Raw genomic sequence first — 25,707 nt, 5'->3', positions numbered from 1 at the left:
TTAGATGCTAGTTTTAATTTGTGATTGTCCCTTGGCTGTCTAGTTCGATTCCTATTATTAGCAGCACAATTCAGCACCCGCAGTGGGTGCTTTTTTTTTCCACAAAAAAGGCCAGCATCCGCTGACCTTTTATCCTATGGGCAGTTAACCCTTATCGACCATTAACCTGCGATCAGTGAGCCTACAAAAATTAGGGCGGGTGAAATCGCGATCAGTAGAAAGACTAGATCCAGTGCCCATACAGTTGCCGGTGTGTGATCTTTTGAAATAGCAGCCATTTGCTTGCTCCTTCTGTTTGTTTGGTTAACTGTAGATTACGCCTTTCTAATATAGCCGCATTGATATGTGTCAAAAGATTCATTTGTCTTCAATTTGTAACAAAACGCTGAAATAATTCTGTCATCTTATGAAGGAGTATTTTATGCGCGTTGGTATCAATGGGTTTGGTCGAATGGGCCGTCTGACAGCTCGTGTACTGTTTGATAGTGCGGATGTGGAGATTGTTCAGATCAATGATCCCGCTGGGGATGCGGCAACCTTGGCTCACCTTATGAATTTCGATTCCGTTCATGGACGTTGGAGCAGAGAGGCACTTCCCGTTGATGGTGGCATGCAGGTGGCAGATCAGTTCATTGCCGTTAGCTCGCACAAGACCATTGATGAGACCAACTGGAGTGGCTGTGACCTGGTCATAGAGGCGTCAGGGAAGTTCAAATCAAAAGAGGCACTCCAGCCCTACCTTGATCAAGGGGTTAAGCGTGTCGTCGTCACTGCGCCGGTCAAGCAAGAGGGTGTGCTGGACTGTGTCATGGGGGTGAATGATGACCTATTTGACCCTGAGCAGCATCGAATTGTGACAGCCGCCTCTTGTACTACCAACTGTCTAGCACCTGCGGTGAAGGTAATTCATGAGAATTTAGGTATTAAACACGGTTCTATGACGACCATTCATGATATTACCAATACCCAGACTATTATTGATGCTCCGCACAAAGATCTGCGTCGTGCTCGCTCTTGTGGTACCAGTTTGATTCCCACCACAACCGGTTCGGCGACGGCAATTACGCATATATTCCCAGACCTAAAAGGTAAGTTGAACGGCCACGCGATACGTGTACCTCTAACCAATGCATCGATTACAGACTGTGTCTTTGAGGTCAACAGAGCGACCAGTGTTGAAGAGGTTAATCATTTGCTTAAATCCGCATCAGAGAGCTATTTAGCAGGCATTTTGGGCTATGAAGAGCGTCCACTGGTTTCGATCGATTACAAGACGGATCCTCGTTCAAGTGTCGTCGATGCGCTCTCGACCATGGTGGTTAACGACACTCAGGTGAAACTCTACCTCTGGTATGACAATGAGTGGGGCTACGCGAACCGTACGGCCGAACTGGCCCTTAAAGTCGGTCACCGAGTTTAAGTAGTCCGACCCTAATTGAGTTGCGTAATCTCTTTAACTACTTTAAGGAGGCTGCGTGACTCAAATCGCCATTTTTCCCATTCCCGACTGTGTCACCTTTCCTGGCACCGTGTTTCCGTTGCATGTATTTGAACCTCGTTACCGACAGATGATCAATCACTGTTTGGAGACAGGTATGCCGGTAGCGATTTGTCACACACAAAAAGAGATCAGTCCTGCCAAATCGGGATTGCCTCTGAAAGAGGCGTTGCAGACAAACCAAGCAACCTATCGACCCTACACAGTGTTTAGTGCTGGTCAGTGCGAGCTGATTAAGCAGTTAGATGATGGGCGTCTAGTGGTGGATGTCCATATCGATCAGCGATACCGTTTGGGTCAATCACTGCAGCAGATTCCCTACTCGGTGTATGAGTGTCAACCAATGGCTGATCGTGAGATGACTGAAGATGAGTTATCAGAAGCGATTGAGCTGGTTGATAAGGTGCGCCATCGTGTACTGGCAATGGTGCAAGGTGATAGCCGAGCGGCCAATAAATTGAGAGACATTCTCAATCAAGAGGAGTGGTTAACAAAATCGCCACAAGCGTTCAGTTTTGAGCTGTTTGGATTAATTCGATTTGATGCTCACTATTTGCAGCAAGCACTGGAGATGGAGAGTGCGGTGGAGCGACTCAGATTCACACTGGATTTAATGAATCGCTGACCTAGGGAATCTGCGAATAAGTTTCGCATCTTCTCTGCGGGACTTGTTCGCAGGTTTCTTACTCCCAAACTTCTCGGATAGGCTCTCCGAAATCGTCGTAAATGACTTTGCGTTTAGGTTTACTCAGTTTTCTAGCTAATTTAGGGCGCTCTTTGATTAGGCGTCTTGCATCGATGGTCTGCAACACACCCTCGCAGGGGGTTCTCGACTCGCGCGGTTTGCCGTCATTAAAGACGGGGCGTATCAGTCCTCCGTGCGGAACTCCACTCTGACCCTGAGGAATCTCTTTAACCTCGCCACCAGAGCGCAGAAAATCCTGAACTTGCTGTTCAAGCTCGGCGCGGATCTGGGCTTTGGTCTTTTTGTCGAACATGATTCCATCCAAATAGGTCAGCCGAGTATTGTAAGGCTTTGCGCAGTGGTTGGCGATATCTATTGAGTGGCTGGTCTGGCGGATGACAGGCTGAAAGCCAGTCACCGCAGCTCCGAAGCCAAGTCGCTAAACCAGTGACTGGCTTTAGCCTGTCATCTGCCCTTGATGCTACACCCAACTGTCTTGGCAATTTTGTTAAGGCGTTGCGTCAGACAACTCCGAGTTGCTGTGCTGTTTCAAAAACTCGTTGGAGAGTTCAAACGTGACTTTGCGGCGTTGAATAGGGCAGTTGAATGCCAATTTGACAGCAAATAACTGCATGCCTGCTAGGTTTTTGTTGTCACTTCCGTAGCGTGGATCACCCATAACAGGGTGGTCGATCTGATTGAGATGACGTCGGATCTGGTGTGTTCGCCCGGTCAGTATCTCTACATAGAGATCCGAATAGTCACGATCGGAGTTGTAGTGCAGTCGGGTGAATTTGGTATGGGCCGGTTTACCATCCAGTTTATTGATGATTTCACCGGACTCGGGTGCCTGGCCTGAGACAAGACAGCGGTAAAATTTTTCAACCTTACGGTTTTGGAATTCGCGCGAGATGGCGCCTGCAACACCCTGTTTATGAGCGATCACGATCAGACCTGCCGTTTCACGATCCAAACGGTGTATTAAAAACGAAGCGCGTTTCGGTTCAAGTGTTTGCTCGGCTAAACGAGTAATGGCAAGGTGATCACACCAGTCATTTCCCTGTGCAACCATACCGGCTGGTTTGAACCAGACAGAGTAACCTTGAGCATCCACCAAACATTGCGCGCCTTCTGGTTTACGGCCTAAGAGTTCAGAATCGTAAAAGAGAGAGATCCGATCGTTTTTTTGCAGAATCTCCTTGGCCTTACGCAGGCGCTTACGACCTTTTTGGCCACGCTTCAGCCAGCAGGCACCTTTACTCAGTGCGTCCTTAATTTTCTGTTTGGAGATTGCGGTCTCTTGCGCCAGAAAGTCGGTGACATTGCTGCCGGCTTGTTCAGTGGTGATGGATTTTTCGAACTCTATTTTCATAAAAATTCGGCACCCGAAGGTGCCGTTATCTCGTCTTGTTGAATCAGTCTTTTACGACATCGATGTAGTAGTGATCGACGCCGTTTATGTTCTCTCGCACTAGTCCGTGACAGTCTGTTTCGAAGCCAGGGAACTGGGCGTTAAATTCGCGAACAAACTTCAAGTAGTCAACGATGGTTGAGTTAAAGCGCTCACCCGGTATAAGCAGTGGTATGCCCGGTGGGTAAGGTGTCACGAGCATGGCGGTGGTTCGACCCTCTAGTTCATCGATTGAGACACGTTCAACTTCACGGTGCGCCATCTTCGACCAAGCATCTGCCGGTGTCATAGCAGGCTCAATCTTAGAGAGGTACATCTCTGTCGTGATTTTTGCGACATTGTACTTGCGGTAGATGTCGTGCAGTGAGTGACAAAGATCACGCAGACCAATGCGCTGATATTCAGGGTGCTGTGCGACAAATTCAGGCATAACCCGCCACATGGGTAGGTTGTTATCAAAGTCATCTTTGAACTGCTGAAGTTCAGTCACCATGGAGTTCCAGCGGCCCTTGGTGATGCCGATGGTGAACATGATGAAGAATGAGTAGAGTCCCGTTTTTTCAATGATAATGCCGTGCTCTGCAAGGTATTTGCTCACAATCGCCGCGGGAATGCCGTGCTCATCAAACTCACCATGGATGTTCAATCCCGGTGTGATAATGGTCGCCTTAATTGGGTCGAGCATGTTAAAGCCAGACTCAATCTTGCCAAAGCCGTGCCAAGTGTCTTCTTCATGGATGACCCAAGCATCACGATCGCCAAGACCTTCATCATCCCACTTCTGAGGCCCCCAAACCTTGAACCACCAGTCGTTCTCACCAAACTCTTTTTCAACCTTAACCATGGCGCGACGGAAGTCGATCGCTTCATACAAGGACTCCTCGACCAGTGCTGTACCACCGGGAGGCTCCATCATCGCAGCGGCAACATCACAAGAGGCGATGATCGCATACTGAGGGCTGGTCGATGAGTGCATCAGGTAGGACTCGTTGAATCGGAAGGTATCCAGCTTACGGTTCTTAGCGTCCTGTACTAGGATCTGAGAGGCCTGTGACAAACCTGCCAACAGTTTGTGCGTTGACTGTGTTGCAAACACCAGGGTGTCGTCAGAGCGTTCACGGCTCTCTGTGCCGCCAATCGCGTGCATGTGGTTGTAAAACTTGTGGAATGCTGCGTGAGGCAGCCAAGCTTCGTCAAAGTGCAGCGTATCAATGGTGTCGCCCAGCATCGCTTTGATCGTCTCTACGTTGTAGAGAATGCCATCATAGGTCGATTGCGTCAGTGTCAGTACGCGAGGTTTTTTGTTCAGTGCTTCACGAGCAAAGGGGTTCTCTTCGATCTTGCGACGAATCGTCTCGGGATCAAACTCACTCTTTGGAATCGGTCCGATAATGCCGTAGTGGTTACGAGTTGGCATTAGGAAGACCGGTATCGCACCACACATGATGATCGAATGCAGAATCGATTTATGACAGTTACGATCCACTACCACAATATCGCCAGGGGCAACGGTTGAATGCCAGACTACTTTGTTCGACGTCGAGGTACCGTTAGTGACAAAGAAGAGATGATCAGCGCCAAATATGCGCGCAGCACTCTGCTCTGAATCTGAAACAGGGCCTGTGTGGTCCAGAAGCTGTCCAAGCTCTTCAACCGCATTACAGACATCGGCACGCAGCATGTTCTCCCCGAAGAATTGGTGGAACATCTGCCCAACCGGACTTTTCAAAAAGGCAACACCGCCCGAGTGTCCTGGGCAGTGCCAAGAGTATGAAGAGTCGCTTGCGTAGTTCATCAACGCATTGAAGAAGGGCGGTGCTAGTGATTCGAGGTACTTTTTCGCTTCACGAATAATGTGGCGTGCAACGAACTCGGCAGTGTCTTCGAACATATGGATGAAGCCGTGAAGCTCACGCAAAATATCATTCGTCACATGACGAGAGGTACGAGTTTCACCGTACAAGAAGATTGGGATCTCGTTATTACGCTTGCGAACTTCGCTAATAAAGTCGCGGATGTTATTCAGTACTTCGTCGGACAGATCATCCGTTTCACCCGAATCAAACTCCTCATCATCGACAGAGATGATGAAGCAGCTGGCGCGGCTCGCCTGTTGAGCAAATGCTGTAAGATCGCCGTAGCTGGTTAAGCCGACAACCTCCATACCCTCTTTTTCAATAGCGGCTGCAAGGTCACGAATGCCTGAGCCAGAGATGTTTTCAGAACGGAAATCTTCGTCAATGATGACGACAGGGAAACGAAATTTCATCCACAACGCCTTTAAGGTGGTGAAACGAATCCGCTTCGGTGAGATAGGTCACTCTGCGGTACTGATGGGCCATGTTGGCCCGCTTTAAAGCAGATAATAACAAGCTTTCATGTTAGGTAAAACAGTTCTTGTGGCAGGGTGGTTGAGGGCTGTTTTTTGACTCAAGGGTTAAAGATTTTTCTTTTACGCCAAAGTCTCATCTAAGAGGCCTATACAGCACTCCTTTTTTTGTTAGAATCGATGGTTATTCGATTTGCTGCCTATTGAATGGGCAGCCCTCAAATGGTGGATTTTTAGTGCTTTTCAATAAGCTACCAGACGATATATTTGCGCCGCTCTCTGGGCAGAATAGACAGGTTTACCAGTCTGTTATTCTTGAATTGGCCGATCTCTTCTTTGATGAAGATCTTATAGACCCCTTTATTGCCAAAGATTTAGTCCGTTCAACCATCGAAAATGCCGTTGTTAAGCTTGGTGTTCGTCGCTGGGTGGCTGAGTCTGAAGAGGAGGCGGAGCTGCCTACCTCTAGCGCAGATTACACAAACCGTATCTACCGACGCCTAGTGCAAACGGGCTGGTTAGAGGAAGAGCAGAAGATCTATCGCACCTATGTGTTGCTCTCTCCTTCGGTCAGTTACCTGTTGCGTAACCTGGTTTCGATCGCGCGTTTGGAAAAACGCAGTTACGGTGGCACCGTTCTTAACGTGCTGTCGTCTCTGGAATCGGCCATCAATGATCCGGTGGGTCGTGGTATTACCCTATCGGAAGCGGCAGACACAGCAGCCGAGTTCAGTGCACACCTGACCGATATGATGTTGGGTCTGCGCGAACTTAAAATATCATTGGCTGAGTCGCATAACCCGCAAGAGATTGTCCGTGGCTTCTTTGATCGTTTCGTTGAGCACATTCTTGTTTCTGACTATAAGACGTTGAAAACAAAGAACAACCCCTTCCGTTTTAGACGTCAAATTCTCTCTTTATTGCGTGATCTTCAGTTCGATACGCTGAAGGTAGAGATGCTGACTGAGCACTATCAGATGCAGTATGAAATCGAATCTGAAACTGCGGAAGCGATGGTGCACCAGCACATCAATCGCATCATCCGGATCTTCGAGTCGGTCGACCAGCGTCTGGCGATCATTGATGATTTCCGTTACCAGCTAGAGAAACGGGTAGCCGACACAGTTCGTTACATGGACAAGACAACGCCGGGTATGGCGGCTCGACTGTCGCGTGTCATTGCCAAATTGGCGGAGAAAGATGGTCGGGAGATACCACCGGTTCAGTCGCTTGATCAGTATGGCTTTATCTCGCCTTCGTCCATTCGCTCGCCAGTGCGTCGACGTGTTGAGACAGCGCCTAGAGTCATTACCCAACAGCAGATCGATCCTAAGGTTCTTTACATGCGTCAGCTCTTCAAAGAGTGGAAGGCACGCCGTGAGGTGAAAGTGGATCGAATTGAGGCCTACCTAGATCGTCACTTTTTAAATGGTGAAACCCTGGTCTCGGCGTCTGAATTTACCATTGATTCAATCGAAGATTACATCTGCTTCAGCTATGTGCGACACCTAAATTCGTTAGGTAAGAAAGCGCGTAAGACAGCTGAACGCTACCAAATAGAATTTGATGAAGAGTACGTGCGCGTTGCCGATATGGTGGAGTGCCGTGGTTTCAAAATACACAGGAACAACGCCTGATGCTTGGTGATTTACAAAAAGCGCTGACGCGCAATGAAAAGAGTACAGAAGCCGATTTCGTTCGCGCTGCAAACTCACTACTGACAAACCAGTTCCTCTATGCGGATCGCCCTGCACAGCGTGATACTTATTTCCTTATTTCGCAGAATATGGAGTACTTCCGTAACCTGTTCGCGGCACTGGGTTGGTCTCTGGTCTATCAACCTGATGAAGCCTATTTGGGTGTGCTACCCCAGGGTGAAGAGCGAGTCATGCGATTGAAGCTCGATGAGTCTCTGTTGATGCTCTGTATGCGTCAAATGTATGAACAGAAACTGGAAAATTTCGAAGTAGAGAGCGGTAAGGCGTACACCACGTCTGATGATCTGTTGAGCACTTACGAGAGTTTAACCGGTAAAGAGATCCCTAATGAGACGCGTCTAAAAGAGATCCTGTCGCTCTTCTCACGTCACGGTTTGATTGAACGCGGCAAGGCGAATGAGACCGACCCTAAAAACATTCCAATCGGCATCTACCCCACCATTCGTCAAGTGGTGGTCGAAGATTACATCCGACAGCTTGAGGCGCTCTGTGACATCGAAAGCGCTGATGCGGCCTTGATGGATGATATTGCTGACACTCCAGAGGAGTCGATCGAAGAGGTGAGTGAGCCAGCTGATGAGTCAGTGGAGTCAGAAGAGAAGGGTGCAGTAGAGGAGTCTGACGATGAAACAGCTTAATCGCATCGTTCTAGTTAACTGGTATGTATTGGGTGCTCAAGAGATCCCGATCAAAGGTAATGTCGCGATTGTAGGTCCTAACGGCTCAGGTAAATCGTCACTACTGGACGCCATGCAGACCATTTTGATGGGTGGCCATAAGCGCCACTTAAGTTTTAACGCCTCGGCGGGTGAAAAGTCTGAGCGTTCACTGCGCACCTACTGTCTCGGTTTTATGGATGATGGTGGTAAAAGCAACAGTGCCCGTGAAGATTCTATCAGCTATCTGGCGATGAGCTTCTTTGATACTGAGACGGCACAAGAGAGCTGTATTGGTGTTGCGATCAGTGCATCAACCGCCAGCCCAGATGAAGAGGTTTTGGGTCGCTTTATTCTGCCTAACTTCTCTGTTTCGCTGGATGACTTTAGTCGAAAAGAGGGCGGTGGTCGTATGCCGCGTCCTTGGAATGAAGTTCGTGAAAGCCTGCTTAAACAGTGTCCGGATATGACGCTAGAGAAGCGTGCAAGCCGCTACATTCGTGAGGTTGTGACCCACTTGAGTCACGATCCAGCGATGCCGAATGACGATGACAAATTCATCAAGAACTTCAAAAACGCTCTTAAATTTGTACCCATTGATAGTCCGACTCGATTCGTTCGCGAGTTTGTCTTGGATGAGAACGTAGTGCATGTCGGAGCCTTCCGTAAATCGCTGGATGAGTATCGAGCGATGGAGGAGAAGACGCGTGATGTGGCTAACCGTATTGATGAACTGGTTAAAGTACAAGAGCTCTGCCAGGGTATCAGTCGTAACATCAAAAACGCCGTCGAGTACGAGTGGGTTGTTCACGAGTCACGTTTTGAAAGCGCCGACCTTCGTAAAGAGGAGGCTGAAGAGCGTCTAGAGAAGTGGCAAGAGCAAGAGGCGGAAGTTGAGCGAGAGCTAACCAATATTGGTGCTGATCTCAATCAGGTTATGCAGGATCTTGCCAACGCACGTGCAGCGCTAAACAACACCGATGCTGCGCATCAGATTAACGCGATGGAATCTTCTATACGCGTTGGTCAACACGAACTCAATGTCATCGAAGAGCGCATTCAGAAGGCCTACTCGCTGATGCGCACAGCGGTGAGCTTTAATCAGAATCGTGAGTTCTTGCCTGAAGAGTTTGCAGCACTGGTGGATCAAGCATCAGAGATCTGGCGCTCGGGTGAAAACCTAATGGCAGACGCTTGGCCTTCAGATCCTGTCAGCGTCGATAACACGCTAAACGCAATGCGTAAGTCGATTGAGAACGTTCGTCGTAAAGTGTCGCGTCGTTATGAAGAGTCAGTTATCCGTATTTCTGAACTGCGCGCTCAGATACAGAACCAGAAGAGTGCCGTAGAACAGCTTCAGCAGGGGCGCGCCCCCGTTCGTCGTAACACGGCTGAATTGATGGAGCTGTTGAGTGAGTACGGTATCGACTCAACACCCATTTGTGAGTTGGTTGATATTACCGATGACAAGTGGCGCATTGCAATTGAGTCCTTCTTAGGTGCTCGCCGCGAAGCATTGGTCGTCGATCCTGATCGTGTCAAAGAGGCGATTACACTCTACCGCCGTAAAGGGCGTCACCTGAAAGGCTGTCGTATCATCAACACCACTAAATCGGGTGACTGGTTACACCGCACTAAGCCAGGTTCTCTGGCTCAGTTTATCGAGTCTGACTCTGACGATGCCCGCGCATTTATGAATCGCGCACTGGGCGGTGTCATGGCGGTTGAGACGGAAGCGGAGCTTTTGAAACAGGAGCGTGCGTTGACCTATGACTGCATGTTGCAGACCGAAGGTTCAACCACATCAATTAATGAACTGACACCAATTATGGGTATTCGTCGTCGTGGTGATCAACTTGAACTGCAGGGCAAGCAGGTCGATCAGCTGGTCAATGAGTTCACACTGCTAGGTCGTCAGCACGAATCTCTAGAGAAGCTACGTGATGCGTTAATAAGCCTTGATGGCGGTCTGTCTCAAGTGAACGAGCCTCTGTTTGATTTGACAGAACAGCGTAAGAAACTGACGCATCAGATTGAAGGGTACCAGCAGACTATTGTCGATCTCCGTAACCATGACGATACCGGTATTCAGCAGCGCATTGCCGATCTGGCGGCTAAGCAGAAAGAGACCGAGTCCACTCAAGCTGCGTTGATGGATAAACTGCAAAAAGCCCGTACAGGCCTGATCCGTGATACTGCTCAGCTAGAGGTGCTAGAGACCGATCTAACAGAGCATGCTGAAGCGCGTGCAGCCTGTGAAGCGAAGAATGAGTTCGACGCTCAGTCTGCGCAGGAGAAACGCGACTACCTCGATGAGAGCTGTGATGGTGAGTTGGAACGCATCATCTTCGAAGCGGCCAAGAAAGCTCAGTCTGAACTGGCTCTGCATGAGAAGAAAAAGAACGGTGTCCGTGATGCCGTTGCACAGTATAAAGCGCGTCACCACGGTGGCGGTTTGACTCACCATGAGTTGGATAAGGTTGGACCAGACTCCAGTCATGAAGATCTCGAGGGTTACGTTAACGAGACCGTTGAGGCACTCCGTGAATCTGAATTGGCAGAGTACACAGAGAAGGCCGAGCGAGCTCGTCTAGAGGCTGAGTCTGCTTTCCGTTCTGACTTCGTGGCCCATCTGAATGACCAGATCAATAAGATTCGTGATCTGATCCGTGAGCTAAACTCGCACTTGAAGAACCGTCCTTTCCATAAAGAGATGTACAGCTTTGAGATGTCACCTAACCCTGAGTTGAAAGACATTCTTGAATTGGTTGAGGCCTATACGCAGCTCGATTCTGCCAATGTGGGCTCGTTGTTTGATATGAAGTTTGATGACAATGCGCAGCACAAGGATGCTCTAGAACGAATTCACGAAGTACTTAAAGATGAAGGCGAGAGCAGTCTGCTTCAGGACTACCGTAACTTCTACAACTTCGAGTTGGTGGTTAAAGATCTTGACGGCAATCGTAAGACAACCCTGTCGCAGCGTATCAAGACCGGTTCCGGTGGTGAGCACCAGGTACCGTTCTACGTCGCGATGGCGGCCGCCTTGGGTGCGACCTACCGCCTAAAAGAGGGTAGTGATGGTAAGCCTGTTGGTGGCTTCAGCCTGTCGGTATTCGATGAGGCGTTCAACAAGCTGGATTCAGAGAACACCGTTACCTCGCTTGGCTTCATGAGTGATTTGGGTCTCCAAACCATTATTGCTGCGCCGGATGAGAAGTACTCTCTGCTCAGTACTTGCATGGATACTATCATTAACGTCTGTCGTGACGGTCGTGTGGTCGACATTGATGTCGAGTTCCCAACGGATCTTGGTAAAGCGCTATTGGCGTCTGATCACCCTTACAAGGTAATGGCAGAAGAGGAAGCGGCGGAGCTTTAACAAATAGCGTCGCGGCCTCAATGAGACCGCTCCAACAGGTATTAATCGAGGCCTCTTAAGATCGCTCCAACAACTTAAGTGTCGGAACCTTATCGAAGATGAGGCGATCGATTGCCCGAAAAGGGGACTGGCCCAGGTCAGACCCCTTTTTTATTGTTCCTTTTCCACTCAGCGAAATCTACTAGTGCTCCCTTTGTGCAACTGCGGTATAGTCAGGTTATATGGTTATAAGTAAATCTATGTATTGGAGAGTCTATGCGTTTGATCAACCGCTCGGGTATTAGCATTAAACCCAAGGCTCCTTTTCATGAGTGGCTTTTGGCGGGCTCAGAAGAGCCGGTTCCTTCACTAGAGGAGCTGCGCAGTGAAGCCAACCTCTACCTCTTTGATGAGGTCGATTCTGATGAGGATTTCACCTCAGAGATTGAACAGCACTGGTTGACGATCTTTGAGAACGAACTCTCTGCCTGGGATGAGTTTCAGGATTTTTGGCCCAAACCGCTCTCGCTTGATCTCTTTAAGAGTTGGTTTGACATCGATTTACAACTGATGAGTTTTGATTTGAGCGATCAGCCCCTGATGCGGGCTAATCTGGATATAGAGTAAGGAGTCTCTGATGGTTGTCGCACAGCAGCAACACGGATTGGAATGGCATGAAGACCGTGATTGGCTCTATGACGAGCTGCACTCGCGCCCGTTCCAGCGCATTTCAGGGGATGCCAGTATTACCCACATTGCGGTGCTGGCAAACCAACAGGAGCGTGCCATTCAGAGTCAGCACATCCAGCGCTTGCTAGATACCCTCAACATCGAACACGACGGAGTGGATCAGGCGTGTAATATCTACACAGCGGGCGATCTGCGCATCCGTTGGGAGCAGCATCTCGAGTTTACGTCACTGACCATCACCGATTCACGTGAAGGGGTAGCGTCGACACAACCCTTTTTCACAACGGCGTTGGATCGACTGCCAGACGGCTGGTTAAGTAACTACCCAGGTAAAGCGGTAGCCGCTTTTCATATGCGCATTCAGAACATTCAGGGTGATGAACTACCAGAGCCCAAAGATGTTCGCTCTCAGCTCGATGATATGCAGATGATCGGCAGTCTGCCACAGAATGGTGCAGCACAAATCTGGACGACATTTAGAACGCACAGCGACAACTTTGGCCGTTTCCTAATCTTCAATAACAGCATGTCGAAAGGGCAGATGGGCCGAATGGTGCAGCGTGTAATTGAAGTTGAGACCTACCGTTTGTTAGCGCTGCTCGGTCTTCGCGAAGCGCGTAAGCTGTCACCGGTTGTTGCTGATATGGATAATCGAATGGCCGATCTGACGCGTCGCCTGTCAACGGGTGATAACTCAGATGACAGTCAGCTTTTGACAGAGCTCATCAACCTATCGGCCGATATTGAAGCTGAACGTGCGAGAACCACCTTCCGTTTCAATGCTAGCCGCTCATACCATGATGTTATGGCGGCACGATTGGATGAATTGCGTGAGGATGAGGTCTCTGGTCACCTGACCTTGAAAGAGTTTTTGATCCGTAGATTGACGCCTGCTGTGCGTGGCTGTGAGACCATGCACAATCGACTCGACGACCTATCGCGTCGTGTAAACCGCGCAGCCGATATGATGCGTACCCGAGTTGAGATGGCGATTGAGAACCAGAACCAAGAGCTACTGAGCTCCATGGATCGTCGATCCAAGATACAGCTAATGATGCAGCATACGGTAGAGGGTCTGTCGGTTGCTGCGATCAGCTACTACGCAGTTGGCCTAGTGAAGTACCTCATTGATGCGGTACACGGTGCCGGTGTCGAATTCGATAAGAGTCTTGCGACTGGTGTCTCTGTCCCACTGGTGATTGGTGCGGTATGGTTCATTACTCGTAAAATTCAAAACCGATTTAAGAAACTCGCTGAAGTGAAAACCGAATCAACAGCGAAAGGGGATCAGTAAGTTGTCAGTAGAAGATCAGATCCAAACCCGTCTCAATGAAGGTCTTAATCTTGTTCACATGGAGTTAGAGAACGAGAGCCACATGCACGGTGGTAACCGTTTGGATACTCACTTCAAGCTCGTCGCCGTTAGCGATGATTTTGAAGGTAAACGGCTGATACAGCGTCACCAAACCATTTTTGGCCTGCTGTCAGATCTTATGCAAAACCCCATTCATGCACTCTCAATGCATCTATACACCCAAGCAGAGTGGGCCGAAAAGTCTGGTTTAGTTCCGGCGAGTCCTAAGTGTATGGGTGGTTCAAAGCAGGATAAGTAGTGTTGGAGCCATATCGACGATGTGGCGATCTTTTCTTTAAGATCTAGATCAAAAGCTAGATCAAGATCAAAAACGAATACCCAGCCTAAAGGCTGGCCATTGGCACTTTTTGGTCAGCAAAAAGTACCCAAAAACTGACCACGCTCACTCGGCCTGCGGCACGCTCCGTTCAATGCTTTTTCACTGAAGTCCAATAGGACACTGCAAAGTCGGCTCCTGCCTCCGTTGCAGACTTCGGCCATCCGGGCCTCAGCCGATTGAACTCTTAACCGTGAAAAACCATCGTACTCACTCTCGATCGGACGTGGACAAATCGGCACGAGACTCGAGTTCGGCACTGTTGGAGCGGTCTTGAAAAGGCCGCGATTGGTACTAATTATAACTTTGCTAGTAGCACCGGTGTCTGGCTTTAGCCTGACATCCACTCTCTCAGCGTTTTCCAGAAAGGTAGTAAAGCCTACTTGCGGGTGACAGGCTGAAAGCCAGTCACCACCTAAAGGGCAGGTTACTTCGTAACCTCAGCAAACAGATCAAAATACTCTGGGAAGGTTTTGCTGGTACAGCCCGGGTCATTGATGATGATCTCGCTGTTGCCGAACGAGGCGAGTGAGAAGCACATGGCCATGCGGTGGTCGTCGTAGGTATCGATCGCGGCGCTCTGGATTTCGGCTGGTGGTGTAATCTCGATGAAATCTTCGCCTTCCACCACTTCCGCACCCACTTTACGCAGTTCGGTTGCCATTGCGGCTAGGCGATCGGTCTCTTTGACGCGCCAGTTGTAGACATTACGAATGGCTGTAGGGCCTTTTGCGAACAGGGCGGTTGTGGCAATCGTCATTGCAGCATCGGGAATGGCGTTCAGATCCAGGTCTACACCGTTCAGTTCGCCTTTAGAGACCTCTACCCAAGTTGGGCCATAAGTGACCTTAGCACCCATCTTACCGAGCACTTCAGCGAAGGCTTTGTCGCCTTGTACCGATTCAGAACCGACGCCGTAGACGCGAATCGTTCCGCCAGCAATAGCCGCTGCAGCTAGGAAGTAGGAGGCTGATGAGGCATCACCTTCAACCATCACTTCACCGGGCGACTGGTAAGTCTGTCCGGCTCTAACGACAAAGCTCTGGTAGTTGTTGTTCTCGACCTCAACACCAAACAGCTTCATCGAGTGCAGGGTGATATCGATGTAAGGCTTAGAGACCAGCTCGCCATCGACAACGATCTCTAGATCCTGCTGTGCCATTGGAGCGGCCATCAGTAGCGCAGTCAAGAATTGGCTCGAGATGTTGCCTCGAATCGATACTCGTCCGCCTTTTAGCTGTTGAGCGTTAATCTTTAGTGGCGGGTAGCCTTCATCTTTTAGGTACTCAATATCAGCGCCAATTTGACGCAGAGCATCAACCAAGTCCTCGATAGGACGCTCGTACATGCGAGGTTCACCGGTCAGTGTGAACTCACCTAAACCAAGGCACAGTGCGGCGGTTAGTGGGCGCATTGCAGTACCGGCGTTGCCCAGGAACATCTCAGCACTTTGCTGCTTGAAAGGACCTGCCACACCGGTGACAACGCACGAGCGACGATCATCAGCTAGCTCATAAGAGACACCCAACGTTTTTAGTGCATTCAGCATGTGGGTAACGTCTGCGCTGTCTAGCAGGTTGGTTACCTTGGTTTCACCTTCCGCCAGTGCAGCTAGAAGAAGAATTCGGTTTGATAGGCTTTTTGAGCCTGGCAGTTGAACGTCACCGTTTGCAAAATCGCGAGGTTGGAGTGAAAGAGTTTCCATAATCTTAAAAGTGTAGTTGATCGCCAAAAAAGGATCGAAAAAGGTACAGGTAAACGTCTGTTAAGTCCATTGTTCAGAGAGATTCGTTTTAATTGATTTCAATCAATGGACGATGGAGAAGAGTAGGGCATATTAGAACCATCAACACTGTATGGAATTAGGAGTAAAAAATGATCGGAGAACACCACGATCTAGTTCATGAACTTCCAGAGTACCGCGAACGTATTCATGAGCTTAAAACATCAAACAACCACTTCTCTCGTCTGTTTGATGAGTACCACGAAATTACTAAGCAGGCTGAGCTTGCTGCAGCTGAAGTTGAACCGACCACGACCAGTCGTGAAGAGGAACTTAAAAAGCGTCGTCTTGAACTGAAAGATGAGCTTTTCAAAATGCTTCAGGGTTAACCCTTTTCATTGTCCTTTCGTTGCTTGAACGTTACCCGTCTTTTTAGGCGGGTTTTTTTTGCTTCAATTTTTTGTTGGAGCGATCTTAAAAAGGTCGCGATATTCTGAACTGCTATTTGTCCAGGTTTCTCATAGCAATAAAAAACCCGCACTAGGCGGGTTTTTTAATGGGGTAGGCTGTTATGCCCAATCACCTGGGTAGTCAGCGAAACCTGGGTTGTCAGAGACACCCACCACTTTAGGGTTGTTCACCTTAGGTAGTTTGATCACCATGTTCTCATCGCGTTCTGCTTTTAGGTAGTCAGCAATGATATCCCAGAGTAGTCGACCCTCTGGTGTGCGGTTAACAGTTGCCCAACCAGAGACGCTGTAGTTCTTGTCATCAGCAATCACTTCACCGTTGTCTAGGCGTACTTCAGAGATACGCTGGCCAAGTGGTTTGGTTGGATCGATGGTGTAGTCAAGACCACCCACGCGAACCATGTCGCCACCTGATTGTAGGTATGGATCTGGATCGAATAGGTTGTCGGCAACGCCTTCAAGCATCTCTTTGATCGCTTTACCAGTCATCTCTTGAACGTAAGTTTCAGAGTAGGTTGTTGCACACTGGCTCATGACATCTTCCATTGTGATCCACTCACCCTCTAGAGTAGTGGTACCCCAACGAACGCCGGCTGATAGTGCGATGTCTGCCTTGTACTCCCAACGAAGTGCGTTACAGATAACTTGGTCCCAAGTGCCCATGAAGTTACCGCGACGGTAAAGAGTACGATCCGCTTTAGCCAGTTTCTCTTGAAGAATCTCTTCGAAGGTTTTGCCGACACGGATTGGGTTGTTCTGCCACTTCTTGTTACGCGCTTCGATGATGTTCTCATCGTAACGACCTTGGCGCATCTGGTTGATGTACGCTTCCATCTCACCGTCAGCTTCAAGCCAATCAGAGATAACAGGTAGCTGTTTGTAAGTCATGTTGGTGATCTGGCCATCTTCGATCGAGAAGTCCATACAGCCGACAAACTTACCGTTTGAACCTGCGTTGGTTACCCAACATTCGCCACCGTCAACGTTCTTAACTTTGATCGGTTGTGGAACACCATCGTGAGTGTGACCGCCGAATACAGCATTCAGGCCAGGAACACGTTCAGCCATCTTGATGTCGACGTCCATACCGTTGTGCGATACAAGAACAACCGCGTCTGGCTGCTCCTCTTCACGGATCTGCTGAACAAGCTCGATCATCTCTGGTTCACGAAGACCGAAAGACCAGTCTGGGAAGAACTCTTTAGGGTTGGCGTTTGAGGTACGTGGGAAGGCTTGGCCTACTACAGCGATACGCTTGCCGTTGATCTCTTTAATCACGTATGGCTGGAACGCATGACCCGTATCTTCGTCGTACAGACCACGGCCATCGAAACGCTCAACCATTTCGTAGTACTCATCACCAAACAGTGAGTCTTCTAGTACTTTAACGTTCTGACCGATGAAGTCACCTTTGAACAGAGCAACGTTCGAAAGAACTTCCTCTTCACGGTAGGTGAACTCCCAGTGACCAACCATAACGTCGATGCCAAGAATGTTAGATGCCTCAACCATGTCGACACCACGTGTCCACAGTGAAGTACCCGATCCCTGCCATAGGTCACCACCATCAAGGGTTAGTGTGTTTTGGCGTCCGCCCGCTTGATCGCGTAGACGATCTAGAAGTGTTTTAACGTGTGCGAAACCGCCCGTACGACCGTACTTCTTAGCTTCTTCTAGGAAGTTAAGGTAGGTGTATGCGTAAGCTTCAGGAGAGTTCTCTGAAAGACCCATCTCCTTAAGGAAATTTTTGCCGACAACGTGTGGTGGACGACCAAATGCATCACCGACACCAAGGTTGACGTTTGGCTCACGGAAGTAGACAGGCTTTAGCTGGCCGTGAACGTCTGTAATGTGAAGGATACGAACATCACCTTCCATTGGAACATCATAAAATCCGCTTGGAGCAGTGTTGCTTGCTAGCGCGCGAGAAGTGTAAATTGCTGGTAGGCTTCCTGCTGCAGCAGCGGCGGCCATAGCCTTCAATAGTTGACGACGATTCATAGTTATCTTAGTTTCCCACTCTTCTTAAAGGGCCCACAGGCTGAAATCCACCAAAAGCACGCATGCTTATTACTAGAGACATACCAGTGAGACTAATTCCAGGCATTTTCGTTATATGCACATTAGTTACATCCTTATTCTACCCAGTTAGGGCTGATGTTGTGAAGCCTGCATTGATAGAGATCTCTGCAAATACGACTGAAGTGGTAGAGATTGAGATCCGTGCCAGCCTCGAAGCACTTCTGACCGGTATCAATGGACAGTATCGAAACACTCAAGAGGCGCCTAACTCAGATCAATACGACCATTACCGTGCAATGGAGTCGGCAGAGCTTGAGGCGGAGTTTAAAAAGTTCATGCCGACGCTCCTAGAGGGTGTTGAGTTGAAGCTTGATGGAACGCCCGCTGAGTTGCAGCTAAAAGAGCTAGTCGTGCCACCCCCAGGCTATACCAAGGTGCCTCGCAATAGTGTGATTATCTTGAAAGGGCGAATCCCCCGGGAGACTCAAAGTCTAACCTGGTACTACCCCATGGCGTTTGGCGATCATGCGACTCGAGTCAGACAGGTAGATGAGGCCAATAACGAGTGGCACTGGTCGTCACACCAGTGGGTAAAAGAGGATAAGCCAACTGAACCGTTCATGCTGAATGAGGTGTTTGCCAAACCGAGTTTTGCGCAGGTGGTGAAAACTTACACCCTAGGTGGTTTTCAGCACATTCTTCCCAAAGGGTTGGATCACATCCTGTTCGTGCTGGGTATCTTCCTACTGAGTCGTCGTTTAAAGCCGATTGCCCTACAGATTACGATGTTTACCATTGCCCACTCGATTACCTTGGCAATGGGTACTTTGGAGATTATTTCGATCTCGCCTCGTATCGTAGAGCCTCTGGTTGCGTTATCGATCGCCTACGTTGCTATAGAGAATCTCTTCTCATCCAAAATTAATCGTTTCCGTCTTCCCGTCGTGTTCGGTTTCGGTCTGCTTCATGGTCTCGGCTTTGCCACCATGCTGTCGGAGTTTGGGATGCCGACGGATGATTTTGTAGCTGCGTTATTAGCCTTTAATGTTGGCGTTGAGTTGGGCCAGCTCGCCGTGGTGTTGATTGCCTATTTTGGTGTCGCTTACTGGTTTAGCTCAGAGAAACTCTACCACCGTATTGTTGTGGTTCCGGCTTCACTGGTGATCGGTATCATGGGAATGATCTGGTTTGTTGATCGACTCGCCATTTTTTAATGCAGAATTCGTGCTTTCTGTCTAAGCTTAATCTATCAATAACGATTGGGAGTCTGTTATGCGAATGAATAGAGTGTTGATTGGTGCAGTGGCCGCAGTTGCATTAACTGGTTGTATGCAGCAGAACCTGCAAGGAACAGCCTACACCGCTGCCGATGCACGCCAGGTTCAGACGGTTGAGTACGCGACTGTCGAGCAGGTGACACCGGTGATCATTAATGGTGATCCTAACAATCCTGTTGGTGTGGGTGCTGGTGCTATTGTCGGTGGTATTGCAGGCTCAACCATTGGTGGCGGTAAAGGATCATCTATTGCGACGGTCTTGGGTGCAGTAGCCGGCGGTATTGCTGGTTCTAAAATCCAAGAGAACAGCTCACAAACTCAAGGGCAAGAGATTCAGTTGTTAATGGATAAGGGTGGTCGCATCTCCATCGTCCAGGGTGTGCAGAACAATCTCTTCTTCAGACCGGGCGATAAGGTTCGTGTGTTGCGCTCTGGCAATATCGTTCGTGTCAGCTATTAATGAAGCAGCCTAAGCTCAACTCGATTCATCACGCGGCGATTATCTGCAGTGACTACCAACGATCCAAGCAGTTCTACACAGAACTTCTTGGATTGACGGTATTGGATGAGAATTATCGAGCTGAGCGTGACTCTTACAAGCTTGATCTAGCGCTACCGGATGGTGGCCAGGTTGAACTCTTCTCAATGCCCGGAGCTCCGCAACGTTTGAGTTACCCTGAAGCTCAGGGGTTGCGCCATTTGGCCTTCGCCGTAAGCGATATTGAGGTGTGGGTCGAATGGTTGGCTGACAATGGGGTAGGGCATGAGCCGGTAAGGGTTGACCCTTATACCGGCAAGCGTTTTCTCTTTTTTGCTGATCCGGATGACCTGCCGTTAGAGTTGTACGAGCAGGCCTAACTGAATCCTTTGAAGAGAGGTCTACTTCTCTGGTGCGTTAAACTGTAGGTAGAGATCGATCAGGATTTCTGGGATCTGTTCACACATCTCTTCGCTTAACGCGCGATCTTTACGAATATCTTTTACTTCACCTTCATCGAATAGATCGGATGCGACCATAATCGGTAGTAGAAGGCCGGCCACCGACTCTTCGTCATCACTAAACCAGGCCTCTTCATTGCTGAAAACGCCTTCCATAAAGGCTTCAGCCCAGAGTGTGATCTCAGGAATCTCATCCTCTTCGTCAGTTTCAAGGCTGAGATCACAAGGCAGGTAGATTTCCTGATCGCTGTAGAGATCGTTGGCGATGGTAGAGTTCAATTTTCTCAACAGGTTCTCTATTTCTGCCTGTTGCTCTGCGCTACTCCAGTTAGGCTTCTCGTCGAAGATAAGCGTCATCCACGTCGACTCGTCGACTTTTTCAGGTGCGATATTAAGAGCGCATAAAAGCCCGTGTGCACCGACTAGATCAAGAGCGGTCTCTGCCACCGCTTCAGAGTCTAAAAAGTTCTCTAGTTGATCCAGTTCGTCTTCGCTAATTAGAGCTACACTTTGATTCATTACTGTTTTCCATAGATTGAATCTTTTAATTGTACCCCGATCTCGATTAAGTGCCTATGTTTGAGTGACTTAATCCACGGCATATCCGATAATGAGCGCATGATTGAACAAGCCCGCCATCAACTGTTACACACCTTCGGTTTTAATGAGTTTCGTGATCCGCAGCAGTCCGTCGTAGAGACCCTGTTAGAGGGGCAGGATGCACTCGTGATTATGCCGACTGGCGGAGGTAAATCCCTCTGTTATCAGCTACCCGCTCTTGTCAGATCGGGTGTTGGGGTGGTGGTGTCGCCGCTGATCGCTTTGATGCAAGATCAAGTCAGTGCGCTGTCACAGTTAGGTATACGCGCAGGTTGTCTCAATTCGGCCATCGATTTTAACCAGTTACAGGCCACAGAGCAGGCGCTGTTAAATGGTGAGCTGGATCTGCTTTATGTCGCACCCGAGCGCCTTCTTCAACCAAGAACCCTGTCACTGTTGCAGCAATCACAACTTGCTCTGTTTGCGATTGATGAAGCGCACTGTGTCTCGCAATGGGGGCATGACTTTAGACCTGAGTATCTTCAATTAGGTTCTCTAGCGGAACGTTTCCCTAATGTGCCTCGGGTGGCGCTGACCGCCACGGCGGATGCTCGAACTCAGCAGGAGATCATTGATAAACTGCAACTTCAGACCGGTCGTGTCTTTATTAAGGGGTTCGATCGTCCCAATATTCGCTATCGCATCATGCAGAAGGATCGTGCAAGGGAGCAGCTTCTCAACTTTATTCGCACCGAGCATGCCCAGGATGCCGGTGTGGTCTACTGCATGTCCCGCAAGCGTGTGGAAGATACTGCCGCTTGGCTATCTGAAAAGGGTTTTAATGCACTGCCTTACCATGCCGGATTGAATGCACAACTGCGTGAGCATCATCAGCACCGATTCCTGACGGAGGAGGGGGTGATTATGGTCGCGACGATCGCTTTTGGTATGGGGATCGATAAGCCCAATGTTCGTTTCGTGGCTCATCTGGATCTACCGAAATCGGTAGAGGCCTACTATCAAGAGACCGGTCGTGCCGGTCGAGACGGTGAGCCGGCCAACGCTTGGATGGTTTATGGCCTTCAGGATGTGATCTTTCAAAGGCAGATGTTGGAATCAGGGCAGGCGCCTGATGAGCAGAAGCGTATAGAGCGACAAAAGCTTGAGGCGATGTTGGGGCTGTGTGAGATCACCAGTTGTCGACGTCAGGTGTTGCTCTCCTATTTTGGTGAGACAGAGCACCAGCCCTGTGGTAACTGTGACAACTGCCTAGAACCCCCCGAGGTATGGGATGGTACAGAGGCGGCTCGGAAAGCGCTGTCGGCTATTTATCGTTCCGGTCAGCAGTTTGGCGTTAATGCGATTATCGAAATTTTACATGCGGAACATTCGGATCGTTCGCGTGATCGCGGTCTCGATAAGCTCTCGGTTTGGGGTATTGGTAAAGAGATCGATAAAAACACCTGGCGATCAGTGTTTCGACAGCTGGTGGCTCAAGGGTTGGTACAAGTATCTGCAGAGCATGGTTCGCTCTCCTTAGCTGAGAAATGCCGTCCGTTGCTGAAAGGCGAGACGGAGATCCAGTTACGCAAAGATAAACGCAAGTTGCGCACATCGATGGCCAGTGGGCGCTCTCGTAAACCAGAGATGCAGCTGGATGATCAGGACTTTAAACTCTGGGAAGGTCTCCGAGCCTGTCGTAAACAGCTCTCTGACGAACAAAATGTGCCACCTTATGTCATCTTCCATGATGCTACCTTGATGGAGATGGTGGAGCGCAAACCAACCTCGCTGATTCAGATGCGTCGTATATCTGGGATTGGTGATCGTAAACTGGAACTCTACGGCGATGCCTTCCTAGAGGTTATTAACGAGTCGCTCTCCAATGAACGCGAGAAAGAGGTGGATTACCAGAAGGAGGAGGTGCTACAGCTCTATCGTGCTGGCATGACCACCGATCAAGTGGCTAGGCAGATTCATCTATCCGAACAGCAGGTGTTCAATATTCTGGCGCACTGGATCGCTTTGGGTGATCTCGCGTTAACGGACGTGGTTGAACTGCCTCTATCAGAGATCAGTCAAATTGAGCAGCAGATTTTGGAAAGCTCAAGTATACATGGCGCGTCACTCAAACCCGTTTTTGAGCACTTCTCTAACGTCTACAGTTTGGGCGTATTACGCTGCGTTCAGGCAGCAATGGAGTAGGGTTGAATGGCTTGGGAGTTACTGCTCGCTGCATTTATCTCTTCAACGCTTTTGCCCGGTGGTTCCGAGCTATTGCTGGCATGGTACGTTGCTGAAAACCCTGCGAACTTCTACCCACTTCTCTTGACTGCGATTGTCGGTAATTTGGCCGGATCGATGCTCTCCTTCTTTATGGGGTGGTTAATCGCTCTGAAATACCCTCTGACACTGTTGGACAAGCCACAGCATCAAAGAGCGAAACGCTGGATAGGGAAATACGGTGCTGTGATACTGCTGCTGGCTTGGTTACCTGTAGTGGGAGATCCGCTCTGTCTAATGGCTGGTTGGTTGCGCCTAAATCCGCTAAGCAGTTTTCTGTTTATACTGATCGGAAAGTCGATACGCTACTTTGTCATCGCATGGCTGGCGCTTGAGGTCGCTGTCTGATGTGGAGTTGGCGGACAATCTCCTATATTGCGCTGATGTTGCTGGCGCTCGTGTTGTGGCTCAATCGCTTGCAGAGTGAGTCGATAACGCCCGATTGGCAAGAGCCGGTCTCACTGCGAATCTATCCTGTGAATGCGGATCAAACGATCGCAACAGCAGAGTACCTTGCAACGCTATCTGATGACGATTTTAACGACATCGAGCAGTTCTTCTCTGATGAGTCTAGGCGCTACGGTCTTCCCCTTGAAAAGCCTCTGTCGGTCGAGCTCTATCCTGTGGTCACGTCACTTCCGCCTGAAGCGCCAGAATCTGCGAGTATTTTGGACTCTCTATGGTGGGGTTTGCGAATGCGCTTGTGGGTGGCTGGGAATGATCAGTTTGATGCGGATGACAATACTATTCGTGTCTTCATGAACTACTATTCACCAACGCTTAATAGCACCATGAAACACTCCTTGGGTTTGCAAAAGGGTAGGATCGGGCTGGTAAATGGTTTCGCGTCAGATCGTTTTCAGGGCTTGAATCACTTTGTAGCGGTCCATGAGGCGCTGCATACTTTGGGGGCTTTGGATCGTTATGATCCCGAAACCGCTGAGCCGGTTTGGCCGGATGGATTTGCCGACCCTGTTCAAGTGCCGCTCTATCCTCAATCTCGAGCTGAGGTGATGGGGGGTAGGATTCCGCTTGTGCCCGGAGTGGCTGTATTACCCTCCGATTTGAGTTTTGCTCACATAGGGCCCGCGACTGCCAGTGAAATAGGTTGGCTCGATGCGTTAGGCGATCAGTAAGGGCTGTCGCTTTGTTGCCTTTTCGTTATACTTGCGCCGCCATTTAACTAGGCAAAACATTATTTAGATCGGATAGACCATGAAAGACGACACCCAGCAAGATGAGCTCAATCGCAAGCAGAAGCTTCGCTTCAATAAGCTGCATAAGCGACTCAGACGTGAAATGGGACAGGCGATAGAGGCCTTCAACATGATCGAGCAGGGCGATAAGGTGATGGTCTGTCTGTCCGGTGGTAAAGACTCCTACACGCTTCTCGATATTCTGATCAACCTACAGAAAAGTGCGCCGATCCACTTTGATCTGGTTGCCGTCAACATGGATCAGAAACAGCCGGGATACCCTGAACACATTCTTCCAGCCTACCTCGACTCTTTAGATATTGAGTACCACATCATCGAGAAAGATACCTACTCGGTGGTTAAGTCGGTTATTCCTGAGGGCAAGACCACCTGTGGTCTCTGCTCGCGTCTGCGCCGCGGCACGCTGTATGGCTTTGCAGATGAGATCGGTGCCAACAAGATAGCGCTAGGACATCACCGTGATGACATTATTGAGACGCTGTTCTTAAACATGTTCCATGGCGGTAAGCTGAAGGGGATGCCGCCCAAGCTGGTCTCAGATGATGGAAAAAATATGGTGATACGCCCGCTGAGCTACTCGCGTGAAAAGGATATTGCCGAGTACGCTGAGATAAAGGGCTTCCCGATCATTCCTTGCAACTTGTGTGGCTCGCAAGAGAATCTGCAGCGTGCATCCATTAAAGAGATGTTGAATCAGTGGGATAAGCAGTTTCCGGGTCGTATTGAGTCTATGTTCAGGGCGATGTGCAATGTCGTTCCGTCGCATCTGGCCGATGAGCAGCTGTTTGATTTTAAATCCCTCAAAACCGGATATGCTCACGGTATTGAGGATGAGTCAACCATTCTAAAATTGACTACATCACACGCCGATACAGTTGACAAACAGTCGGCCGTTCAAGTGGTCGAAAAGATAGAAATCACCTCCCTGTAAAAGGCTGCAAATCTTCTAAAATCCCGATTTTTATTATGTTGCACCGCACTAGTCCTTTAGGCTAATGCCGATAGCTTATTGATGGTCATAAGTTTCCTGTGTGGTAGGTTAATCCTTGTAGTTCCGTGGGTTTGGCTGTCATTTTATTGTCACTAAACCGACTTATATCGATTCGTTATAGCTAAAAGCTTTATATAGCTATAATTAATTTGCATATATGGTGATTGGGAACGTAGAATTCGTTCCGCTAGAACTAATTTTGATAA

General features: G+C 49.2%; 22 protein-coding genes. 16 read left to right on the top strand and 6 right to left on the bottom strand.

The annotated features are described in order from the left end of the window. The first annotated feature begins 421 nt into the window (after positions 1 to 421). Together XMG48_RS05805 and XMG48_RS05800 are read left to right on the top strand one after the other, a co-directional pair. Positions 422 to 1,420 carry an ArsJ-associated glyceraldehyde-3-phosphate dehydrogenase gene (locus tag XMG48_RS05805; protein ID WP_173481111.1) on the top strand — a complete coding sequence of 333 codons (999 nt, stop codon included), beginning with the start codon at positions 422 to 424 and terminating at the stop codon, positions 1,418 to 1,420. Between the two features lie 55 nt (positions 1,421 to 1,475). After that, positions 1,476 to 2,123, top strand: a complete 648-nt coding sequence (locus XMG48_RS05800) for an LON peptidase substrate-binding domain-containing protein (RefSeq protein ID WP_173481110.1) — start codon at positions 1,476 to 1,478, stop codon at positions 2,121 to 2,123. Between the two features lie 58 nt (positions 2,124 to 2,181). On the opposite strand, the gene XMG48_RS05795 is transcribed toward XMG48_RS05800, so the two are convergent. From XMG48_RS05795 to XMG48_RS05785, 3 genes are all read right to left on the bottom strand, one after another. Then, the gene (locus tag XMG48_RS05795; RefSeq protein ID WP_173481109.1) at positions 2,182 to 2,601 is read right to left on the bottom strand and encodes a hypothetical protein; all 420 of its coding nucleotides are present in this window, start codon (positions 2,599 to 2,601) and stop codon (positions 2,182 to 2,184) included. A gap of 90 nt (positions 2,602 to 2,691) precedes the next feature. Further along, entirely contained in the window at positions 2,692 to 3,555 is an 864-nt protein-coding gene (locus XMG48_RS05790; protein ID WP_173481108.1) for an RluA family pseudouridine synthase, read from the bottom strand. A gap of 43 nt (positions 3,556 to 3,598) precedes the next feature. Beyond that, positions 3,599 to 5,863: an Orn/Lys/Arg decarboxylase N-terminal domain-containing protein gene (locus XMG48_RS05785; protein ID WP_173481107.1), complete on the bottom strand. Its 2,265-nt coding sequence runs from the start codon at positions 5,861 to 5,863 to the stop codon at positions 3,599 to 3,601. A gap of 296 nt (positions 5,864 to 6,159) precedes the next feature. Here XMG48_RS05785 and XMG48_RS05780 point away from each other — a divergent pair, with 296 nt between their 5' ends. The 6 genes from XMG48_RS05780 (at position 6,160) to XMG48_RS05755 (ending at position 13,961) form a co-directional block, all read left to right on the top strand. After that, positions 6,160 to 7,560: a Wadjet anti-phage system protein JetA family protein gene (locus XMG48_RS05780; RefSeq protein WP_173481106.1), complete on the top strand. Its 1,401-nt coding sequence runs from the start codon at positions 6,160 to 6,162 to the stop codon at positions 7,558 to 7,560. Beyond that, the gene (locus XMG48_RS05775) at positions 7,560 to 8,279 is read left to right on the top strand and encodes a DUF4194 domain-containing protein (RefSeq protein ID WP_173481105.1); all 720 of its coding nucleotides are present in this window, start codon (positions 7,560 to 7,562) and stop codon (positions 8,277 to 8,279) included. Before XMG48_RS05780 ends, XMG48_RS05775 begins: the two co-directional genes overlap by 1 nt. Beyond that, positions 8,266 to 11,679, top strand: a complete 3,414-nt coding sequence (locus XMG48_RS05770; protein WP_173481104.1) for an SbcC/MukB-like Walker B domain-containing protein — start codon at positions 8,266 to 8,268, stop codon at positions 11,677 to 11,679. Before XMG48_RS05775 ends, XMG48_RS05770 begins: the two co-directional genes overlap by 14 nt. Positions 11,680 to 11,934: 255 nt before the next feature. Then, entirely contained in the window at positions 11,935 to 12,285 is a 351-nt protein-coding gene (locus XMG48_RS05765) for a hypothetical protein (RefSeq protein ID WP_173481103.1), read from the top strand. A 10-nt stretch (positions 12,286 to 12,295) separates the two neighbouring features. Continuing rightward, positions 12,296 to 13,642 carry a DUF3422 family protein gene (locus tag XMG48_RS05760; RefSeq protein ID WP_173481102.1) on the top strand — a complete coding sequence of 449 codons (1,347 nt, stop codon included), beginning with the start codon at positions 12,296 to 12,298 and terminating at the stop codon, positions 13,640 to 13,642. Position 13,643: 1 nt separating this feature from the next. Beyond that, positions 13,644 to 13,961, top strand: a complete 318-nt coding sequence (locus tag XMG48_RS05755; RefSeq protein ID WP_173481101.1) for a BolA family transcriptional regulator — start codon at positions 13,644 to 13,646, stop codon at positions 13,959 to 13,961. Between the two features lie 505 nt (positions 13,962 to 14,466). Here the strand turns inward: XMG48_RS05755 and aroA are convergent. After that, positions 14,467 to 15,744: a 3-phosphoshikimate 1-carboxyvinyltransferase gene (gene aroA, locus XMG48_RS05750; RefSeq protein ID WP_173481100.1), complete on the bottom strand. Its 1,278-nt coding sequence runs from the start codon at positions 15,742 to 15,744 to the stop codon at positions 14,467 to 14,469. Between the two features lie 170 nt (positions 15,745 to 15,914). Between aroA and XMG48_RS05745 the strand changes: the two genes are divergently transcribed. Further along, positions 15,915 to 16,151: a YdcH family protein gene (locus tag XMG48_RS05745; protein ID WP_173481099.1), complete on the top strand. Its 237-nt coding sequence runs from the start codon at positions 15,915 to 15,917 to the stop codon at positions 16,149 to 16,151. A 180-nt stretch (positions 16,152 to 16,331) separates the two neighbouring features. On the opposite strand, the gene XMG48_RS05740 is transcribed toward XMG48_RS05745, so the two are convergent. Then, positions 16,332 to 18,233: a 5'-nucleotidase C-terminal domain-containing protein gene (locus XMG48_RS05740; protein WP_217362054.1), complete on the bottom strand. Its 1,902-nt coding sequence runs from the start codon at positions 18,231 to 18,233 to the stop codon at positions 16,332 to 16,334. A 161-nt stretch (positions 18,234 to 18,394) separates the two neighbouring features. On the opposite strand from XMG48_RS05740, the gene XMG48_RS12185 reads away from it, so the two are divergent. Genes XMG48_RS12185 through XMG48_RS05725 form a run of 3 tightly spaced genes read left to right on the top strand, consistent with a single transcriptional unit; the run spans position 18,395 to position 20,389 of the window. Next, positions 18,395 to 19,468 (top strand): HupE/UreJ family protein, encoded by a 1,074-nt coding sequence (locus XMG48_RS12185; RefSeq protein ID WP_173481098.1) that lies wholly within the window; start codon positions 18,395 to 18,397, stop codon positions 19,466 to 19,468. Positions 19,469 to 19,526: 58 nt separating this feature from the next. After that, positions 19,527 to 19,991 (top strand): glycine zipper 2TM domain-containing protein, encoded by a 465-nt coding sequence (locus XMG48_RS05730; protein ID WP_173481097.1) that lies wholly within the window; start codon positions 19,527 to 19,529, stop codon positions 19,989 to 19,991. Next, the gene (locus XMG48_RS05725) at positions 19,991 to 20,389 is read left to right on the top strand and encodes a VOC family protein (RefSeq protein ID WP_173481096.1); all 399 of its coding nucleotides are present in this window, start codon (positions 19,991 to 19,993) and stop codon (positions 20,387 to 20,389) included. The genes XMG48_RS05730 and XMG48_RS05725 overlap by 1 nt, the downstream gene beginning before the upstream one ends. A gap of 21 nt (positions 20,390 to 20,410) precedes the next feature. Here XMG48_RS05725 and XMG48_RS05720 read toward each other — a convergent pair whose 3' ends face one another. Continuing rightward, positions 20,411 to 20,989, bottom strand: coding sequence for a YecA family protein (locus XMG48_RS05720; RefSeq protein ID WP_173481095.1), 579 nt, complete (start codon positions 20,987 to 20,989; stop codon positions 20,411 to 20,413). A 99-nt stretch (positions 20,990 to 21,088) separates the two neighbouring features. On the opposite strand from XMG48_RS05720, the gene recQ reads away from it, so the two are divergent. The 4 genes from recQ to ttcA all read left to right on the top strand — a co-directional run bounded on the left by recQ (position 21,089) and on the right by ttcA (position 25,441). Next, positions 21,089 to 23,215, top strand: coding sequence for a DNA helicase RecQ (gene recQ / locus XMG48_RS05715; protein ID WP_173481172.1), 2,127 nt, complete (start codon positions 21,089 to 21,091; stop codon positions 23,213 to 23,215). A gap of 6 nt (positions 23,216 to 23,221) precedes the next feature. After that, complete coding sequence (locus XMG48_RS05710; RefSeq protein WP_173481094.1) at positions 23,222 to 23,641, top strand: YqaA family protein; 420 nt, start codon at positions 23,222 to 23,224, stop codon at positions 23,639 to 23,641. Continuing rightward, the gene (locus tag XMG48_RS05705) at positions 23,641 to 24,429 is read left to right on the top strand and encodes a hypothetical protein (protein WP_173481093.1); all 789 of its coding nucleotides are present in this window, start codon (positions 23,641 to 23,643) and stop codon (positions 24,427 to 24,429) included. The genes XMG48_RS05710 and XMG48_RS05705 overlap by 1 nt, the downstream gene beginning before the upstream one ends. Positions 24,430 to 24,508: 79 nt before the next feature. Beyond that, positions 24,509 to 25,441 carry a tRNA 2-thiocytidine(32) synthetase TtcA gene (gene ttcA, locus XMG48_RS05700; protein ID WP_173481092.1) on the top strand — a complete coding sequence of 311 codons (933 nt, stop codon included), beginning with the start codon at positions 24,509 to 24,511 and terminating at the stop codon, positions 25,439 to 25,441. Positions 25,442 to 25,707: the final 266 nt, after the last annotated feature.

It is taken from the genome of Marinobacterium sp. xm-g-48, from assembly GCF_013282925.1.
In the GTDB taxonomy this organism is placed as follows: Bacteria; Pseudomonadota; Gammaproteobacteria; order Pseudomonadales; family Balneatricaceae; genus Marinobacterium_E.
Note: the sequence above shows the minus strand (reverse complement) of the source record. Positions and strands in the feature narration are given on the sequence as shown.